Source organism: Rhodococcus sp. IEGM 1305 (assembly GCF_030058635.1).
In the GTDB taxonomy this organism is placed as follows: domain Bacteria; phylum Actinomycetota; class Actinomycetes; order Mycobacteriales; family Mycobacteriaceae; genus Rhodococcus_F; species Rhodococcus_F opacus_D.
On sequence record NZ_JASHKX010000001.1, the window covers coordinates 359,274 to 374,831 of the forward strand.

The window sequence follows — 15,558 nt, forward strand, 5'->3', positions numbered from 1 at the left end:
CCATGTACGAAGCAGTGATCTGTGAACCCGTCCGCACCCCAGTCGGGGGATTCGGCGGCATGTACCGCGACATCCCCGTCACCACCCTCGCATCGACGGTGTTGAAGGGCCTGATCGAACGGACGTCGATCACGTCCGACGACATCGACGACGTCATCTTCGGTCAGGGCTACGCCAACGGCGAGGCTGCGGCCATCGGCCGGATCGCTGCGCTCGACGCCGGCCTCGACGTCACCGTGCCCGGCATCCAGCTCGACCGCCGCTGTGGCTCCGGGCTGCAGGCCGTGATCTACGCGGCCATGCAGGTGCAGACCGGAATGAGCGATCTGGTGATCGCGGGCGGCGCCGAGTCGATGAGCCAGACCGAGTTCTACAGCACCGGAATGCGCTGGGGCGTCAAGGGTGCGTCGGTGGAATTCCACGATCGCTTGGCCAAGCCCCGCACCAACTCCGGCGGCGTCAACTTCCCCGTCGAGGGCGGCATGATCGAAACCGCGGAGAACCTGCGCCGCGAGTACTCGATCAGCCGCGAGGAGCAGGACGCGTACGCCGCGGAGTCCCACGCGCGTGCGATCCGCGCCCAGGACGGTGGCCTGTTCGACGCCGAGACGATCCCGGTGACGGTGCCGGGCAAGCGCGGGAAGCCCGACGTCGTCGTCACCACCGACGAGCACCCGCGCCGCGATGTCACGGCCGAGTCGTTGTCGGCGTTGCGGCCCATCCGGTCACGCGTCGACCCGGAGGCGACCGTGACCGCCGGCAACGCCTGTGGTCAGAACGACGCGGCCGCCGCCGCGATCGTGACCACCCCCGAGAACGCGGAACGTCTTGGCCTGCGCCCGTTCGCCCGGCTCGTCAGCTGGGGTGTCGCCGGAGTGGAGCCGAACCGGATGGGCATCGGCCCGGTCCCCGCCGTCGACAAGGCCCTCACCCGGGCGAAGCTCACCCTCAACGACATCGATCTCCTCGAGATCAACGAGGCGTTCGCGGCGCAGGTGCTGGCGTGCGCGCGGGAGTGGAAGTTCGACGAGTCCGACATGCGAGACCGATTCAACGTCAACGGATCCGGAATCTCCCTCGGCCACCCCGTCGGCGCCACCGGCGGTCGTATCCTGGCCAATCTGCTTCGTGAACTGGATCGCCGCCAGGCCCGCTACGGCATCGAGACGATGTGCATCGGCGGCGGGCAGGGCATCGCGGCCGTGTTCGAGAACGTCAACATCTAGCCGTTTCCACTTCCGCCCGGTATCGGGCCGACCCGAAAAGAGTGTCATGCGCGTATTCCAGGGAATCGACGACGTCGAATCCGCAGTCGGTGAACATCTCGGCCACAGCGACTGGCTCGAGATCACGCAGGAACGCGTGAACGGGTTCGCCGATGCCACCGAAGACCACCAGTGGATCCACGTCGATCCCGAGCGTGCCGCCCAGGGCCCGTTCGGGGCCCCCATCGCCCACGGTTACCTCACGCTGTCGTTGCTGCCGAAACTTGGCGCCGAACTCATGCGCATCGACGGCGTGAAGCTGGTGATCAACTACGGCCTCAACAAGGTTCGCTTCCCCCAGCCGGTGAAGGTCGGGGCGAAGGTGCGGGCCGGCGGTGAGATCGTGTCGTTCGAGCGCACCAACCAGGGCGCGCAACTGGTCGTCAAATACACCATCGAGATCCAGGGTGAGGACAAGCCGGCGTGCGTCGCCGAGACCGTCCGCGTCCTGGTCTCCTGAAACGAGGAACAACATGCGTAGAGCAGCACTGGTCGCCCCCGTCCGCACCGCGGTCGGCCGTTTCGGCGGAGCACTGCGCGACGTCCCGGCAGAGACGTTGGCCGCCACCGTGATCAAAGAGACCGTGGCACGGTCTGGGATCGACCCGATCCTCATCGAAGACGTCGTGATGGGCCAGTCGTACGCCAACTCCGAGGCCCCGTGCATCGGACGGTGGGCGGCCCTCGAGGCGGGACTGCCGATCCGCGTCGCCGGACTGCAGACCGACCGCCGCTGCGGCACGGGCCTGCAGGCCCTCGTGACCGCGTCGATGATGGTGCAGACCGGCGCGGCCGACGTCGTGCTCGCCGGCGGCGTCGAGTCGATGAGCAACATCGAGCACTACACCACCGGTGCCCGCTGGGGCACCCGCGCCGGATCGCTGAACCTGTACGACCGCCTCGACCGCGGGCGGGAACGCTCCCAGCCGGAATGGCGGTTCGGGAAGATCAGCGGAATGATCGAGACCGCCGAGAACGTCGCGGCACGGTGCGGAATCGGCCGTGAGGAGTCGGACGCGTTCGCAGCCGAGAGCCACGCGAAGGCCCACGCAGCCTGGGAGGCAGGCAAGTTCGACGACGAGGTGATCGAGGTGAAGATCACCGACCGGAAGGGCAACGTCTCCGTCGTCTCCCGGGACGAGGGCATCCGCCCCGAAACCACGCCCGAGACCCTGGCACGCCTGCGGAGTGCTCTCAAAGACGGCGTCGTCACCGCGGGCAACGCGAGTCAGCAGAACGATGCGGCGTCGTCGATGCTCGTCGTCGCCGAGGATCAACTCGACGAACTCGGGCTCGAGCCGTTGGGCTTCCTCACCGGGTGGGCCGCAGCCGGGTGCGAACCCGCACTGATGGGCCTCGGACCGGTCGCGGCGGCGTCGAAGCTGTTCCAGAGGACGGGCGCGAGCTTCGACGACTTCACGCTGATCGAGCTGAACGAGGCTTTCGCGTGCCAGGTGCTCGGCGTCCTGAAGGAGTGGGGTTTCGAGGATCGGGACCGCCTCAACGTCAACGGGTCCGGGATCTCGCTCGGACACCCGATCGGCGCGACCGGAGCACGAATGACGACCACCGCGCTGCATGAATTGCGGCGACGGGGCGGAGGCAAGGCGCTTCTCACGATGTGCATCGGTGGCGGGCAGGGAATGGCCGCCATCGTCGAAGGTGCGTAGGTCGTGTCTCCCGATCCCCATTTCGGCGCTCCTGGCGCCCAATCGCCGTCCTGCTGCGTTGTCGTCGGCGCCGATACAACCGCGGTATCGGCTTCTCCTCCGCCTTGCCGGACGACGATTGTTTCGCCAGGTGCATCCGAGAGGGATCGGGAAACACGCCCTATAGCCGACTGATACGCGCGTCCGCCGGCTCCGACGTCGGAGCCGGCGGACGCGACGTCACATTGTTGACGAGGAGCGCGACGAAGACGACCGCGCACCCGATGGCACCCACGGCGAGAGCGAGCCGGATTCCGTTTTCGGTGGGAAGTAGGTCCGGTGCCAGGTTCGCGGCGAGCACCGCACCTGCGAGGGCGCTGCCGAACGAACCGCCGACGGTGCGCAGCACCTGGTTGAAGCTCACGGCGCTGCCGAGTTCGGTGTCGGCGACGCTGCGGGCGATCAGAGCCGGCATCGCCGCGTAGGTCATGCCCATTCCGGCCCCGAACCCCAACATCCCGATCAGGATTTCCCACAGCGCGTTGTGGGCGACCCAGAGGAGCACGCTCGAGGCCGTCACGAGGCCTGCACCGACGAGCAGCAGAGTCCTCATGCGGATCCGGTGCGAGACCGCGCGGACGAGTCGGTTCGCGCCGAAACTTGCCACCGACAGGGGAAGCATCACGAATCCGGCCCAGAACAGGGGCAGCGCGATGCCGTATCCGGTGGAGGTGGGCGCCTGGGCGATGAGGCTGCCGATCGAGAGTCCGATGTACATCGCGGCGCCAAGGCCGATCGCGGTGCTGTTCGCGACCAGGACGTCACTGTTGCGCAGTACCCGCAGGTTGATCAGCGGGTATGGGGTGCGCAGTTCGACGAGCGACCACGCTGTCAGCAGTGTCGCCGCCCCGGCGAAGAATCCGAGTGTCCACGGCGAGCCCCAGCCCCACCTCGAGCCTTCGCTGACAGCGACGAGGAGCGATGCGAGTCCGGTACCGACCAGCAGTGCGCCCGGGACGTCGAGGGTGTTGCGTGGTGCCTGCTCGTCGGGGCCGGCGGGAACGACACGCCAGACGACGAGGATGGTGGTGATCAGGAACAGCGCCGCGAACCAGAAAGCGAAACGGAACCCGAGAAGGTCGGCGAGGATGCCGGTCAGGGGGTATCCGAGTCCCAGGCCTGTCGTCACCGTCACCGACAGGCTGGAGATGCCGAGCCGGGCCTGGTTCTCGGGGAGATAGCGGCGGGCCAGGGCGATAGTCACCGGAACGATCCCGTAGGTGAGTCCCTGCAATGCGCGCCCGATCAGGAAGACAGTGAAGTTGGGAGCGGCGGCCGCGACGATCGAACCGACGAGGATCGTGGTCAGGGAGAACAGGAGCAGGCGCTTCTTGTGGGGGCCGTCGCTCAGCCGGCCCATGATCGGTGTTGCGACCGCGCCGACCAGGAGGTTGACAGTGAGCATCCATTGGCCGGTGCTCACCTCGACGTGCATGTCGTGGGAGATCGTGGGCACCAGGAGCATGCCGAGTGAACTGACGATCGCGGTCGTCAGGGCGGCATACGCCAGGGCCGGCAGTAATCGGGGACTTGTGGTGGACTCAGTCGACTGGGGCATCGTCCACCAACTTGCGCAGAATCGGGACGACGGAGTCGAGCGTCTCCTTCTCCTCGTTCGTCAGCCGTTCCGCGATGGCGTGTTCCAGCCAGTCCAGGCCATTCGACCGCTCTTGTGCCAGCCTCTCCCGGCCGGCATCGGTGAGCTCGATCCAGATTCGGCGTCGATCCTGCTCGTCGGGTGTGCGCGCTACCAGGCCGAGACTCTCGAGTTCGCGCACCGCATTGGCGATTGCCTGTGGGCTGATCTTCTCGGCAGCCGCGAGTGTCGAGGCAGACGTTTGTCCGTGCTTCGACAGGTAGGCGAGCACACCGATCTTGCCGACGGAGATCGTCCTGCCGGTGGTGAGCTGGCGCCAGATCGGGCGCAGTGCTTCCCGCAGGACCTGCGCGGTGGCCTGTTCGGTGATCATGAGCAAAGCGTACAACCAAATTGATCAATTTAATTGACTAAATGGGGAGGCTCACACCGGCACGGCAAGGATCGCCCGCGCCGGTCACCGTCAGCGATACCCTCGAGAGGACGCCATCGTGACGTGAGTCCACGGTGGTATCCGCGCTGGTCGTGCCGCCGGGACCAGTGCGCGAAACCAATGAGCCGACGGAGTGAGTAGACCGTCCGATGGGTGAAGGTGATCCGCTCGACACGCAGCGGTACCCGCCGTCCCCGGCTGTGGAGCTGGCCGGCACGGGCTTCGACGATGTTCAGGAGATCGGCCGCGGCGGCTTCGGCGTCGTCTACCGCTGCACCCAGGAAGACCTGGATCGCACTGTCGCCGTGAAGGGTCCTCACCGTCGAACTCGACGAGGAGAACCGGGCCCGATTCTTCCGGGAGCAGCGAGCGATGGGCCGGCTGACCGGACACCCGAACATCGTCAACATCCTGCAGGTCGGTGCCACCGACAGTGGCCTTCCCTACATCGTGATGCCGTATCACCCGCAGGATTCGCTGGAGGCCAGGGTCCGGACGGGCGGCCCGCTGCCGTTGGATCAGGTGCTGCGCCGCCGCCATCGGGATTGGTACGAGGCGTTGGCGCTGGACGCTGAGACCGAGTGGATCAGCGCCCGCCAACTCGACTGGATCGCCCGCCTGAAACGGGAACACGCGAATCTGCGGGAGGCCCTCGAATTCAGCGTCGACGACGACCCCGCCGCCGGCCTGCGCATCGCGGTGGCACTGTTCCTGTTCTGGAGCTCCCAGGGCCTCTACAACGAGGGGCGACGGTGGTACGACCAGCTGCTCGTCCGCCAGAGCGGCCCGCCCACCCTGGATTCGATCAAGGCGCTCTACAACCACAGCATAATGGCTTTCGCTCAAGGCGACCTTCAGGCCGCGACAGCGCTCGTCGATGAGGCGCGGACTCTCACCGCCGACACGAGTGATCTCCTCCTGCGCGCCTACGTCGACTGCGCCGACGGCATGCTGGCCCTCTACAGCGGTGATCTCGCGCGAGCGTGTTCGCGACTGGAAACCGCCCTTGCCGTGTTCACGGCACGAAAGGATCGCACACTCGAAGTCAGCATCCTGTATCCGTTGGGTGTGGCCTACGGACTGTCCGGCCGGACGGACCAGGCGATCGAATGCCACGAACGTGCGCTCTCGATTACGGAACGATACGGCGAGAAGATGTACCGGTCACACTCGCTGTGGGCCCTGGGAATTGCCGTGTGGCGGCAGGGTGACGCCGATCGCGCGGTCGGGCTCCTCGAGCAATCGCTGGAGCTGACCAGGCAGGTGCGCAGTCCTCGCGTCGTTGCAGCCGCCCTCGAGGCGTTGGCCTGGATCGCATGCGAGCGGCATGACGCAGTTCGAGCTGCAACGCTGATGGGAGCCGCAGAAGGACTGGCGCGGTCGGTGCGTAGCGCTGTGGTCATACATTCCAATTTGGTTGTTTACCATCAGAACTGCGAACAGGAGGTTCGGCACGAGCTCGGGCACAAAACATTCGGAGTGGCGCACCGGAAGGGTGAACAACTCGGCTTCGACGCGGCGATCGCCTACGCCCTCCACGAGCAACAGGCCGACACCGCCACACGAGACGCCGACACGTCGACGCGACTGACCAAGAGGGAACGCCAAGTCGCCGACCTGATCGCCGAAGGCCTGACCAATCAGGCCATCGCCGACCGCCTGGTGATCTCACCGCGCACCGCACAAGGACATGTGGAGCACATCCTGGCGAAACTGGGTTTCACCTCCCGGACCCAGGTCGCGGCCTGGGTCGTGGAGCGGGCGCACGATTAGCTGCACGGGCGAGCGGGAAGATTCGGCGCGGTCCGACTGATGTTGGTTACCAGTTCCCGTCGGGGGTCATTGAGGAAGCCACTTCCACGGCTTGTCCCAGTGGCCGGGTGGCGGTACGAACGGTAGCTGTCCCAACTGGCCCGGCGGTGGGATGAACGGCAGCTGCCCCAGCTGTCCGGGCGGTGGAACCACGTCGGGTGCCGAGATACCGGGAATCGATTGTGGCCATGGATCAGCATTTGCCGTGCCAGCGCCGAGCCCCAGTGCGCTGAAGCCCAGCGCACCGGCGATCACGGCTCCCGCCACGGTCTTCTTCGAATTCATCGTGAACTCCTTCTGCGGCTGCTCTACCTCATGCTGTGGAGGGGCGCGCCGGTTGCACCCCTCTATTGTGCGCACTTCTGAGGGCGCTGTCGCCTGCCGTGACCCGGCCTGCGTACCATCGCGGCGCCCGGCGGTGTGATCAGCCGCGTCGGCGCGCTCCAGTACGAGGCGGAGCCGATCGGATTCGGCAGTTGCTCGGCCGCCGGTGTCACCGGAAGGCGATGTACTTCGGTTCGAGATACTCCTCGATGCCTTCGCTGCCGCTTTCCCGGCCGAGCCCGGACTCCTTCACACCACCGAACGGGGCGGCGACGTCGGAGATGATGCCGCGGTTGACTCCCACCATCCCGGCTTCGAGAGCGTTGGATACCCGCAGTGCCCGTTCGAGTCCTTCGGTGTAGATGTAGGCGGCCAGACCGTATTCGGTGTCGTTGGCGGCGGCGATGCCGGCCTCTTCGCCGTCGAATCCGATGACCGCGGCGACCGGTCCGAACACCTCTTCCTTCAGGATCCGGGCCTGCGCTGGGACGTCGGTGAGGACGGTGGGTTCGTAGAAGTACCCGTCGCCTTCTGCCTGACTTCCGCCGGTGGTGACGACGGCACCCTTGCCGACGGCGTCATCGACCAGTTCGGCGACGCTCGCGCGCTGCTTCTCACTGACCAGCGGCCCGACCTGCGTGCCATCGAGATCACCGGGTCCGACTTTCAAATCTCGCATTCGGGCAGTGAGCTTCTCGCTGAACTCCGCGAGCACTGCGTTGTCGACGTGGATGCGGTTGGCGGCCGTGCACGCCTCACCACCGTTCCGCATCTTCGCGGCCATTGCCCCCTCGACGGCGGCGTCGATGTCGGCGTCGTCGAAGACCACGAACGGGGCGTTGCCGCCGAGCTCCATCGACGTCCGCAGGACGCGGTCGGCGGCCTGACGCAACAGCACCTTCCCTACGCCGGTCGAGCCGGTGAACGTCACCTTACGTAGTCGGTGGTCCTCGAAGAGCGGTGTGGTCAGTGCGGACGCGTTCGATGTCGGCACGATCGACAGGACGCCGTCGGGAAGACCCGCGTCGCGGAAGACCTCGCCGAGCAGCAGCATGGTCAACGGGGTTTCCGCGGCCGGTTTGACCACCATGGTGCACCCGGCGGCGAACGCCGGAGCAATCTTGCGCGTGCCCATCGCCAATGGGAAGTTCCACGGAGTGATCGCCACCGTCGGACCGACCGGCTCCTTGGTGACCAGGATCCGCCCGTTGCCCGACGGAGACTGGGTGTAGCGACCGTTGATCCGGACCGCCTCCTCGGAAAACCAGCGCAGGAACTCGCCGCCGTACGTCACCTCTCCGTAGCTTTCCGCCAGGGGTTTGCCCATCTCCAACGTCATCAACAACGCGAACTCGTCGCGGCGCTGGTTGATCAGATCCCATGCCCGGCGCAAGATGTCGGAACGCTCACGCGCAGGCGTCGCGGCCCAGTCGGGTTGAACTGCCGCAGCCGCGTCGAGTGCGGTGCGACCGTCCTCCGGCTGCGCATCGGCGATCTCGGCGAGAGCCTGGCCGTCTGCCGGGTTGTGCACGGTGAGGGTGCGGCCGCCCGACGCCGGTACTTGCTTACCGCCGATCCACAGATCGGTGGGCAGCGACGCCAGTAGCGTCTTCGAGTCGATCATTCGGTTTCTCCTGAGCGTGAAAGACATGGCGACGTGCGCCGCGGTCATGCCTGGTCAGTACTGTTCGGTGTCGACGAGTTCGCAGATGCTCGTGGTGGGTGGGTCGACGAAACCGGCGCGGGCGACGACGTCGCGGAGCGCGGGATCGGTGAGGAACTTCTCGGCCGAGGCACGGTCCGGGAACTCGGTCATCACGGTCACGTCGTTCCCGAAGCGGTAGATCCGGTGGCCGGTGGCTCCGTGAGCACGCCGGTTCTCCTGATGCCCGCCGAACACCGTGCGCCAGGTGTCGAAGTCGCGAACCCGGTGCCGGGTGATGAGGGTTGTCATGTCTGCTGCTCCGTGGTGTTCACGCGTGTCGGACGGTTGTCGGGAGCCCGACCGGGGGCCGGTGCCCCAGGCGTTCGGTCTTCGTCTGCAGGTAGCGCACGTTGTCGGTGGTCGGCGCGATGTGCAGCGGCGTGGTCCGCAGGATGCGGGTGCCGTAGGACGCCAGTGCCGACTCCTTGTGCGGATTGTTCGACATCAGATTCACCGAGCGGATCCGTAGGTCGGCCAGAATCTTCGCCGCCATGCCGAAGTCACGCGCATCGACGGGCAGTCCGAGGGCGGTGTTGGCGTCGACGGTGTCGTATCCGCGTTCCTGGAGACCGTAGGCACGCAATTTCTGGACCAGCCCGATGCCGCGCCCTTCGTGGCCGCGTAGATAGATCACCACGCCTGCGCCGACGCCGGCGATCTCGGCGAGTGCCTGGTCGAGTTGCGGACCGCAGTCGCAGCGCCTGGAGCCGAACACGTCGCCGGTCAGGCATTCCGAATGCACCCTGACCAGGACGTCGTCCTGGTCCGCGACGACGCCGAGGGTCAGGACGAGGTGTTCCGGACCGTCCGCGCCGGCGACGGCTACGGCCTCGAAGGTCCCGTGCGGGGTGGGCATGCGTGTCGCGGAGCTGCTGACGACAGGTGCCTGCCACCGGCGGTAGCGGACAAGGTCGGCGATGGCGAGCTTGTGCAGGCCGTGCTCGGCACAGAACTCGTCGAGGGCGGCGCCACGGGCCATGGTGCCGTCGTCGTTGACAATCTCGCAGATGGCTCCGGCCGGGCGCATCCCGGCCAGCGCGGTCAGGTCGACCGCAGCTTCGGTGTGCCCGGGGCGTTCGAGTACGCCGCCTGGGCGAGCCCGCAGCGGGAACACGTGTCCGGGACGGGTCAGCTGTTCGGGGCGGGTGTCGGCGGCGGCGAGGAGCCGGATGGTCCGGGCCCTGTCCGCGGCCGAAATCCCGGTGCTGACCCCGTCGCGGGCGTCGACGCTCACCGCGTAGGCGGTGCCTTTGGGATCCTCGTTGTCCGTGCACATCGGGGGCAGTCGCAGTGCGTCGAGCCGGTCAGCTGCCATCGGCACGCACAACACCCCGGAGCCGTACCGGATTGTGAAGGCGACGAGTTCCGGTGTTGCACACTCGGCGGCGAAGATCAGGTCGCCTTCGTTCTCGCGATCGTGATCGTCGACCACGACTACGGCGCGTCCGGCAGCGATCTCGCCGAGGGCGCGTTCGACGTCCGCGACGAACGCCGGGGCCGAGGCCGGGACTGTCTCGAATATCTGCTCGGTCATCACCGCTCACCGCCCGTGGTGGCGGGTGTCGGGTCGGCGATCGCCGAACCCTCGGTGCCGACCTCGGCAGCGAACTTCGGCTGGCGACGAACGCCGGGGAGGTGGTAGGTGAGCATGTACACGCCCGCAGCCACCACGAAGCCGACGACATAGGTCAGGTCGCCCCATCCGGGATGGTGAACGGGGACCCAGCCCTGGTAGAAGGACAGGTTCCAGAAGGGGACGGAGGCTACGACGCCCGCGACCCAGGCGAAGAATCCCCAATTCAATACGCGCGTCTCGTCGTACAGTTCGTCGACTCGGGACTTGTCCTTCCGCCCACCGACGAAGTAGTCGAGGAGCAGTGCCGCCCCAAACGGGGCGATCAGGTAGGCGCCGAGGAACAGGAAGTTCTTGAACTTGGCCTCGAAGCCCGCACCCGCCCAGAGACTGATGACGTAGGCGAGGACGCAGATGACGATGACTGCCGTGCGACGGCTGACCGGAATCCGCAACGTCTGCACCGAAATTGCGCCGCCGTAGACATTGAGGAAGTTCTGGGAGAAGGAGGACAACAGGACGACGATCAGCGCCACGGGCGCCCACGAACCGGTCAGGCGTGCCAGGGCCTCGATGGGTTCTTCGCCCGAGACGGCCGATCCTCCGAGCAGTGCGCCGGCGATGCCCAACCAGGTCAGCGTGATGAAGTTGCCGGCGAGGGTGTAGGTGCCCGCACGCTTGGCGGTGCCGTCGTCGTCGGGAAGGTAGCGCGAGTAGTCGGACGCGAACGGCCACCAGGCGATGAGGAACGACATGAAGAACCCGGCGAAGGTGATCCACCCACCGGTGCCGCCGATGTAGTACGGCGCATCGGGGTTGGCGTCGAAGCCGACTGCGTCGCTGTTGGTCACCGACACGACGGTGATGAGGACGAACCCGAAGAACAGCACGAACGACAGGATCTTCTGCAGGAAGTGGATCATGTTGTACCCGAAGACGGCTACCACCAGCTGAATGCTGACGAGCACCAGGGCGGAGAGCCAGAAGGGGATGCCGGGCGCGAGCTCATGGAGGGCCTGGGCGCCGAGGATGATCGTCACGGCGGCCCATCCGATGCCGGCGAAGACGTTGATGTAGGCGACGGGGACGAAGTTCCCGAAGAAGCCGAGGGGGCCTCGCGACTGGATCTGCTGCGGAACACCGAGTCGGGCGCCCATCTGCGACAGAATGCCCATGACGGCCGCGCCGACGAGGGAGCCGAGCACGATCGCGGTCACCGCCGACGTCAGCGAGAGTCCGAAGCTGACGGCGGAGAAGCCCAGCACCATGATCGGAAAGTTCATGCCGGCGGCGAACCAGATGGAGAACTGGGAGCGGGCGGTGCCGTGCCGTTCGACGTCGGGAATGTGGTCGACGCCGTACGGCTCGACCGCGGCGACCTTGCTGCGGTATCGGCGGTCTTCGGTGTCTGCCGAGGGAGTCTGAGACATAATGACCTCTCTGATTGCCATGATGTATGGCAGAGAACGTTGTGCAGATCACTGTGCAGAACCGTTGCGACGAAGTCAACCCCCGTCATCAACCCTTCATGCGGGTCATCTCGCCGTAATCATCTGACAAAGCCGGTGAACGACGGAAACGCCCAGTCTCGACCGTGGTCCGCGCCTTGCCCGGTTGCGCGCGGGGACTGTAGATTGGCAATAATTGCCATGCAAGATGGCAGTCCAGCACGGAGGAGTGAGGATGGTCGTCGCGTCGACCCGAAAGCTTGTGACCGCCAATTTTCAGGAGCAGGTGGCCGACGGGCTCCGTCAGATGATCATCAGCGGCGAGCTCGGGCCGGGTGACGCGCTGTCCGAGGTGAATCTGGCCGAGACCTTCGGTATCAGCCGAACCCCCGTGCGCGAGGCACTCAAGCAACTGCAGATCGAGGGGCTCGTGGAGATCCGGTCAAGGGTCGGAACGTTCGTCGCCGCCCCGTCCCGGCGCGAGATCAACGAGCTGTTCGAGATGAAACAGCTCCTCGAGGGCGCCGCCGCCAGGTTGATGGCCGCCCGCGGAAACATCCCTGAACTGGAGGCGATGAGATCCAACGTCGCCGACGCCGACGCAGCTGTCCTCGCAGGCGACACCGCACGGTACGCCGAGCTGGTCCGTGAGTTCCACGAGATCCTCATCGTCGGCGCCGACAACGGGAAACTCGCCACCCACTATCGAATTCTGATGAATCAGTTGGCTTACGGGCGGCTGGTGAAGACCTCGCTCGCACAGCCCGGACGTTCCCTGGACTCCGAGCGCGAACACCATCGCGTGCTCGACCTCATCATCGCCAAGGACGGTGCGGGCGCCGAGCAGCTCATGCGTCACCACGTCCAGGCAAGTCACCACGCTGTGATGGCCGGGTTGAACGCCGCCGGACCGGCGCGCTGACCGACACGTCCCGAGAACGCCGCGGGCCCACCTGATCGACAGGTGGGCCCGCGTTCGTCTGTGTCCTCGCCTCCGGGGCGGAGGCGGGATCATCCCAGGGGGTCGAGAGAACCTCCGTCGAAGAACTTTCCGGCGCTGTAGATCATCGGAGTCTGTTCGCTGACTGCGGCGTGCAGGACGCGGCAGATGAACACTGTGTGGGTGCTCGCCTGAAGCCGCTCCCGGATCTCGACCTCCATCTGTGCGCTACTGAGGTCGATCAACGGACTCCCGGAGGGGCCGGTCCGCCAGTTCAGGCCCGCGAACTTGTCGTCGGACTTCGATGCGAACTTGGCGACGACGTCCATCTGGGCCGTGGACAGGATGTTGATCGCGAGATGATCGGCGCGGAAGAGGCAGTCGTGGGTGTTGGACGTGCGCTGCACGCAGACCATCACGGTCGGCGGGTCGAGCGAGATGCTGGCAAAGGCGTTGACCGCCAGCCCCTTCGGGGTGTCGCCGTCCATCGTGGTGATGACGGTGACGCCGGTGACGAACTGGCGGTTGACCTGCTTCATCAGATCGAGGTCAACGGTGTGCTGAAGCTGTGACATGGTGTGCTCCGGGTAGATGTCGTGGTCAGTCTTGGCCGACGGTGATGATGCCGAGCGCGGACAGAAGTGCCCGGGGATCCCAGGTCACGAATTCTTCGACGATGCCGTCGCCGTCGAAGCGGGCGAAGGTGGCCCCGCTGACCTGGACACGCTTGCCGGTCGTGGGAATGCCCAGGAATGCGCCGGTATGCGTTCCGGCGCTGTGCCAGCGGATCGCGGCTCGGTCGTCTTCGAGAATGATGTCGTCGATCGTGGTCTTCAGATCGGGGAAGGCGGCACGCGTCGACAGTATGGAGGCCTTGAACGTCTCGCAGTCCTGAGTGGGTCCGTGGGTGCCGTGGCGTTGGTAGTGCGGGCCAAGGAGGGTATCGAAGGCGTCCACCTCACCGCGGTCCCAGGCTGCGTCCCACACCTTCACGATCAGCTCGCGCCGGGCGGTGTTGTCGGTCATTTCATGCGCTCCTTACGGTCGGAAACGAGTTCTTTCCAGAACGACACCGTCAAGCCGGCGACGATCACGAGGAAGGGAAGGGAAGTCACGATCACGGTGTTCTGCAAGGCATTCAGTCCGCCTGCAAGCATGAGCACGATCGCGGTGACGCCGGTGAGTATGCCCCACAGGACGAGGACCCAGCGGGCCGGGGTCAGGGAACCGTTCGAGGTCATCATGCTCAGCACGTAGGTGTTCGCATCGGCGCCGGATACGAAGAACACGACGACGAGAATGACAGCGATCACCGATGTCGCTGTGGCGAACGGATAGTGCTCCAGCGTCGCGAAGAATGCGCTGTTGATGTCTGCCGCGGTGCGCTCGGCGATGTCGCCGCCCTCGTACATGTCGATGTGGATGGCGGTGCCGCCGAACACCGTGAACCAGGTGAAGAAGACGGCGCTGGGCACGACGAGGACTCCCATGATGAAGCCTCGGATGGTGCGCCCGCGTGAGATACGGGCGAGGAAGACACCGACGAACGCGCCCCAGGACACCCACCAGGCGAGCATGAAGTACGTCCACCACTGCATCCACTCGAGATCGCCGAAGGCCGTGCCCTGCAAACTCATCCGGAAGAAGTCGCTCGCCCACGTACCGAGGGACTCGATGTACAGGTTCGCGACGAACACCGCCGGGCCGACGATCAGGATGAAGACGAACAGGGCGATCGCCAGGGCGGTGCTGCACTGGCTGAGAAACTTGATGCCCTTGTTGACACCGGTGACGGCGGACAGCGTGAACAGCGCGGTGACGACGGCGATGATCATCACCTGTGAGACCGAGTCCACCGGCGTTCCGAACAGGCTGGCCAGTCCATTGTTGACCTGCAGCGCGCCGAGTCCGAGCGAGGTTGTGGTGCCGAACAGCGTGGCGAACACCGCGAGCACGTCGATCGTCTTGCCGAGGGGACCGTTCACGCGCTCACCGAGCAGGGGATAGAACAGCTGGCTCACCAGTGTCCGCCGTCCCTTCCGGTGCGTGGAGTACGCGATGGCCAGGCCGAACACCGCGAAGATGGCCCACGCGTGCACGCCCCAGTCGAAATAGGAGTACTGCATGGCGCGCACGGCAGCCGAGGTGGTATTCGGCTCGGCGAGACCGTGCGGCGGCGATGTGAAGTGCGAGATCGGTTCGGCGACACCGTAGGAGATCAGCCCGATACCCATGACCGCGCTCAGGATCATCGCCAGCCAACTCGGCGTGGAGAATTCCGGTTTTTCGTCGTCCCGGCCGAGCCGTAGATCGCCGGCGGGGCTGAATGCGAGAAACACCAGGAAGACCAGGATGCACAGCGTCACCACCAGATACGTCCAGCCGAAGGTGGACGTCATCCAGTTGAGCGAGTCGGACGTGACCTCGTTCAGGTTGTCGGTGAATGCGACGGCCCACACGACGAACAGTGTCGAGACACCGACAGACATCCAGAAGACGCTGCCGAGCCCGTTGTCGCGGAGCCGATTCCTGCGCGGCACTTCGCGGGCGTGGCCCGGACCTCCTGCGCTGAGGAGGGCGACGTGTGTCGATTCGATGGTCGGGTTGCCCGCGTTCAGTTCCGGTGCGGCGGGACGGTGGCTGGATATGGGGGTCGTCTGTGACGACGGGCCGCTACTCGGCTGCTCTGCCATGCAACAGAGTATTAGGCGCGTCACATCCCGTGTCAACGGCTGGGCAGCTTCGCGGCAAG

14 protein-coding genes and 1 pseudogene are annotated in these 15,558 nt (G+C 65.9%); 5 read left to right on the forward strand and 10 right to left on the reverse strand.

Annotated features, from left to right (window positions below):
- The first annotated feature begins 2 nt into the window (after positions 1-2).
- From QM693_RS01690 to QM693_RS01700, 3 genes are read left to right on the forward strand one after another with little or no spacing between them, the layout of a single operon-like run.
- Positions 3-1,226 carry an acetyl-CoA C-acetyltransferase gene (locus tag QM693_RS01690; protein WP_283351146.1) on the forward strand — a complete coding sequence of 408 codons (1,224 nt, stop codon included), beginning with the start codon at positions 3-5 and terminating at the stop codon, positions 1,224-1,226.
- A gap of 46 nt (positions 1,227-1,272) precedes the next feature.
- Positions 1,273-1,725: a MaoC family dehydratase gene (locus QM693_RS01695; RefSeq protein ID WP_283351147.1), complete on the forward strand. Its 453-nt coding sequence runs from the start codon at positions 1,273-1,275 to the stop codon at positions 1,723-1,725.
- Between the two features lie 13 nt (positions 1,726-1,738).
- Entirely contained in the window at positions 1,739-2,935 is a 1,197-nt protein-coding gene (locus QM693_RS01700) for an acetyl-CoA C-acetyltransferase (RefSeq protein ID WP_283351148.1), read from the forward strand.
- A 160-nt stretch (positions 2,936-3,095) separates the two neighbouring features.
- On the opposite strand, the gene QM693_RS01705 is transcribed toward QM693_RS01700, so the two are convergent.
- Positions 3,096-4,532, reverse strand: coding sequence for an MFS transporter (locus QM693_RS01705; protein WP_283351149.1), 1,437 nt, complete (start codon positions 4,530-4,532; stop codon positions 3,096-3,098).
- A complete protein-coding gene (locus QM693_RS01710) occupies positions 4,516-4,944 on the reverse strand; it encodes a MarR family winged helix-turn-helix transcriptional regulator (protein ID WP_283351150.1) in 429 nt (142 codons plus the stop codon). Before QM693_RS01710 ends, QM693_RS01705 begins: the two co-directional genes overlap by 17 nt.
- A gap of 585 nt (positions 4,945-5,529) precedes the next feature.
- Between QM693_RS01710 and QM693_RS01715 the strand changes: the two are divergent.
- A pseudogene (locus QM693_RS01715) lies at positions 5,530-6,777 on the forward strand (tetratricopeptide repeat protein); the annotation flags it as partial.
- 66 nt (positions 6,778-6,843) lie between these two features.
- On the opposite strand, the gene QM693_RS01720 reads toward QM693_RS01715, so the two are convergent.
- The 5 genes from QM693_RS01720 to QM693_RS01740 all read right to left on the reverse strand — a co-directional run bounded on the left by QM693_RS01720 (position 6,844) and on the right by QM693_RS01740 (position 11,848).
- Positions 6,844-7,101: a hypothetical protein gene (locus QM693_RS01720; RefSeq protein WP_283351151.1), complete on the reverse strand. Its 258-nt coding sequence runs from the start codon at positions 7,099-7,101 to the stop codon at positions 6,844-6,846.
- A 208-nt stretch (positions 7,102-7,309) separates the two neighbouring features.
- Complete coding sequence (locus QM693_RS01725) at positions 7,310-8,764, reverse strand: NAD-dependent succinate-semialdehyde dehydrogenase (protein ID WP_283351152.1); 1,455 nt, start codon at positions 8,762-8,764, stop codon at positions 7,310-7,312.
- A 54-nt stretch (positions 8,765-8,818) separates the two neighbouring features.
- Positions 8,819-9,094 (reverse strand): hypothetical protein, encoded by a 276-nt coding sequence (locus QM693_RS01730; protein ID WP_280779723.1) that lies wholly within the window; start codon positions 9,092-9,094, stop codon positions 8,819-8,821.
- A 19-nt stretch (positions 9,095-9,113) separates the two neighbouring features.
- The gene (locus QM693_RS01735; RefSeq protein ID WP_283351153.1) at positions 9,114-10,379 is read right to left on the reverse strand and encodes a bifunctional 3,4-dihydroxy-2-butanone-4-phosphate synthase/GTP cyclohydrolase II; all 1,266 of its coding nucleotides are present in this window, start codon (positions 10,377-10,379) and stop codon (positions 9,114-9,116) included.
- A complete protein-coding gene (locus QM693_RS01740) occupies positions 10,379-11,848 on the reverse strand; it encodes a purine-cytosine permease family protein (RefSeq protein WP_283351154.1) in 1,470 nt (489 codons plus the stop codon). The genes QM693_RS01735 and QM693_RS01740 overlap by 1 nt, the downstream gene beginning before the upstream one ends.
- Before the next feature lie 253 nt (positions 11,849-12,101).
- Between QM693_RS01740 and QM693_RS01745 the strand changes: the two genes are divergently transcribed.
- Positions 12,102-12,788 (forward strand): GntR family transcriptional regulator, encoded by a 687-nt coding sequence (locus QM693_RS01745; protein ID WP_280779725.1) that lies wholly within the window; start codon positions 12,102-12,104, stop codon positions 12,786-12,788.
- An 89-nt stretch (positions 12,789-12,877) separates the two neighbouring features.
- Here the strand turns inward: QM693_RS01745 and QM693_RS01750 are convergent, their stop codons facing one another.
- From QM693_RS01750 to QM693_RS01760, 3 genes are read right to left on the reverse strand one after another with little or no spacing between them, the layout of a single operon-like run.
- On the reverse strand, positions 12,878-13,381 hold the full coding sequence (locus QM693_RS01750; RefSeq protein ID WP_280779726.1) for a flavin reductase family protein: 504 nt from the start codon (positions 13,379-13,381) through the stop codon (positions 12,878-12,880).
- A gap of 25 nt (positions 13,382-13,406) precedes the next feature.
- A complete protein-coding gene (locus QM693_RS01755) occupies positions 13,407-13,832 on the reverse strand; it encodes an ester cyclase (protein ID WP_283351155.1) in 426 nt (141 codons plus the stop codon).
- A complete protein-coding gene (locus tag QM693_RS01760; RefSeq protein ID WP_283351156.1) occupies positions 13,829-15,499 on the reverse strand; it encodes a BCCT family transporter in 1,671 nt (556 codons plus the stop codon). The genes QM693_RS01755 and QM693_RS01760 overlap by 4 nt, the downstream gene beginning before the upstream one ends.
- Between the last annotated feature and the right edge of the window lie 59 nt (positions 15,500-15,558).

Bases quoted from the DNA above. Each gene is read 5' to 3' on its own strand.
- QM693_RS01690 (WP_283351146.1), top strand. From the start codon at position 3: ATGTACGAAGCAGTGATCTGTGAACCCGTCCGCACCCCAGTCGGGGGA.
- QM693_RS01695 (WP_283351147.1), top strand. From the start codon at position 1,273: ATGCGCGTATTCCAGGGAATCGACGACGTCGAATCCGCAGTCGGTGAA.
- QM693_RS01700 (WP_283351148.1), top strand. From the start codon at position 1,739: ATGCGTAGAGCAGCACTGGTCGCCCCCGTCCGCACCGCGGTCGGCCGT.
- QM693_RS01705 (WP_283351149.1), bottom strand. From the start codon at position 4,532: ATGCCCCAGTCGACTGAGTCCACCACAAGTCCCCGATTACTGCCGGCC.
- QM693_RS01710 (WP_283351150.1), bottom strand. From the start codon at position 4,944: ATGATCACCGAACAGGCCACCGCGCAGGTCCTGCGGGAAGCACTGCGC.
- QM693_RS01720 (WP_283351151.1), bottom strand. From the start codon at position 7,101: ATGAATTCGAAGAAGACCGTGGCGGGAGCCGTGATCGCCGGTGCGCTG.
- QM693_RS01725 (WP_283351152.1), bottom strand. From the start codon at position 8,764: ATGATCGACTCGAAGACGCTACTGGCGTCGCTGCCCACCGATCTGTGG.
- QM693_RS01730 (WP_280779723.1), bottom strand. From the start codon at position 9,094: ATGACAACCCTCATCACCCGGCACCGGGTTCGCGACTTCGACACCTGG.
- QM693_RS01735 (WP_283351153.1), bottom strand. From the start codon at position 10,379: ATGACCGAGCAGATATTCGAGACAGTCCCGGCCTCGGCCCCGGCGTTC.
- QM693_RS01740 (WP_283351154.1), bottom strand. From the start codon at position 11,848: ATGTCTCAGACTCCCTCGGCAGACACCGAAGACCGCCGATACCGCAGC.
- QM693_RS01745 (WP_280779725.1), top strand. From the start codon at position 12,102: ATGGTCGTCGCGTCGACCCGAAAGCTTGTGACCGCCAATTTTCAGGAG.
- QM693_RS01750 (WP_280779726.1), bottom strand. From the start codon at position 13,381: ATGTCACAGCTTCAGCACACCGTTGACCTCGATCTGATGAAGCAGGTC.
- QM693_RS01755 (WP_283351155.1), bottom strand. From the start codon at position 13,832: ATGACCGACAACACCGCCCGGCGCGAGCTGATCGTGAAGGTGTGGGAC.
- QM693_RS01760 (WP_283351156.1), bottom strand. From the start codon at position 15,499: ATGGCAGAGCAGCCGAGTAGCGGCCCGTCGTCACAGACGACCCCCATA.